Source organism: Mesorhizobium sp. M7A.F.Ca.ET.027.03.2.1 (assembly GCF_003999175.1).
Taxonomy (GTDB): domain Bacteria; phylum Pseudomonadota; class Alphaproteobacteria; order Rhizobiales; family Rhizobiaceae; genus Mesorhizobium.
Genome location: NZ_RZOM01001250.1, coordinates 1 through 1586, shown reverse-complemented (window position 1 = coordinate 1586; position 1586 = coordinate 1). Strand labels below are relative to the sequence as shown.

At 63.9% G+C, this 1586-nt stretch carries 2 protein-coding genes and 1 pseudogene; all 3 read left to right on the top strand.

Going from position 1 to position 1586, the window contains the following annotated elements; genetic code table 11:
• Positions 1-516, top strand: a pseudogene (locus EN750_RS33515) (class I SAM-dependent RNA methyltransferase); the annotation flags it as partial.
• Between the two features lie 76 nt (positions 517-592).
• A complete protein-coding gene (locus tag EN750_RS33510; RefSeq protein WP_127399211.1) occupies positions 593-964 on the top strand; it encodes an antitoxin Xre/MbcA/ParS toxin-binding domain-containing protein in 372 nt (123 codons plus the stop codon).
• Positions 957-1463 carry an RES domain-containing protein gene (locus tag EN750_RS33505; RefSeq protein ID WP_127399210.1) on the top strand — a complete coding sequence of 169 codons (507 nt, stop codon included), beginning with the start codon at positions 957-959 and terminating at the stop codon, positions 1461-1463. Before EN750_RS33510 ends, EN750_RS33505 begins: the two co-directional genes overlap by 8 nt.
• Positions 1464-1586 lie beyond the last annotated feature (123 nt).

Below are 1586 nucleotides of genomic sequence, written 5' to 3'. Positions count from 1 at the left end.
TTCCTGCAGGCAACCGAGGCCGCCGAACAGGCGATGGCCGATATCGTCGGTGGGCATCTGAAGCGTGCCAAGAAGGTGGCGGATCTTTTCGCCGGCTGCGGCAGCTTTGCTCTGCGCCTGGCCGCGAAGTCGGAAGTCCATGCGGTGGAGGGCGATGCGGCAGCGCTCTCGGCCCTCGACCGTGGATCGCGTTTCGCCACTGGCTTGAAGCGGGTGACGGGCGAACGCCGCGACCTGTTCCGGCGGCCGTTGACGTTCAAGGAATTGAATGCCTTCGATGGTGTGGTGTTCGACCCGCCGCGCGCGGGCGCCGAGGATCAGTCGAAGCAGATCGCCCGCTCGGATGTTCCCTACGTTGCCGCCGTATCCTGCAATCCGGTGACGCTCGCGCGGGATTTGCGCATCCTCATCGACGGCGGCTACATCCTGAAAAGCGTGACGCCGATCGACCAGTTCCTGTGGTCGCCGCATGTCGAGGCCGTGGCGTTGCTGGAGAAGCCGAAGCGGAGGCGGTAGGTCGCTTGTGCTTGAGTTGCGCGTGAATTGGGCCTATTTTGATACCGTACGCATCAAACTATGCTAGGTAATCGTCATGAACTCCGCAGCCCTCGAAATTCCGGCGTCACGCTTTGGCGAGGAACGGTCGCCTTACCTTTCGGCAAGGCGTGTCGCGGAACAGCTTGGTGTCAACCTGACCGAATTGGCCGGCCTGATCGGGGTCGCGCGCAACACACTTGCCGCCAAGGCCGGCGCGCGCAAGGTCGACGCCGCCCTCAGCCCGATCGTCCGCATCCTGTCGATGGCCGGTGAAATGGCCGGCGGCGAGCAACGTGCGGCGATCTGGTTTAAGCACCAACCGATCCCCGGCTGGGCGGGAAAGACCGCCTACGACCTGGTTCGCGAGGGCAAGACGGACAAGGTGCTGGCCTATCTGGAGGCCGTCCGCTCCGGTGTGTATGCCTGAGATCAGCCTGACCTTGTGGCGGGCCTTCGTACCGCGTTGGGCGCATCTGCCGCTTTCGGGCGAGGGCGCTGCCCACTTCGGCGGTCGCTGGAATCCAATTGGCGCTTCAACGATCTATGCGGCGCGCGAATTGTCCACCGCCTGGGCGGAGTACAATCAGGGCTTTGTCCAGCATCCGGCGTTAATTGCCCAACTAGAGCTCTCGGGCGCGCGCTTGGCCGATCTGACCGATGCCGCAATGCTGAGCGAATTGGCCATAAAGGCGGGCATTCACCAATGCGAATGGCGAGACATGCTGGATCAGGGCCTTGTGCCCGAGACCCACAAGCTGCGGGATCGCCTGCTTGCCGATGGGGTGAACGGCGTGATCTATCCGTCCTTCATGTCGCCCGGCGGCACCTGCGTTGCGCTCTGGCGCTGGAACGAGGATGGCGCGCCGCGCCTAGAGGTCGTCGACCCCGACCGTCGTCTGCCGAAATCGCCGGCATCCTGGCTTTAGGGCAATTCAGATGGGCGAGTAAGCTCGTCGACTGTTCTTATCAAACCCGCGTGCCGCCCACCGTCATCTGGTTCATGCGCAGATGCGGCTGGCCGACGCCGACGGGCACGCCCTGTCCGGCCT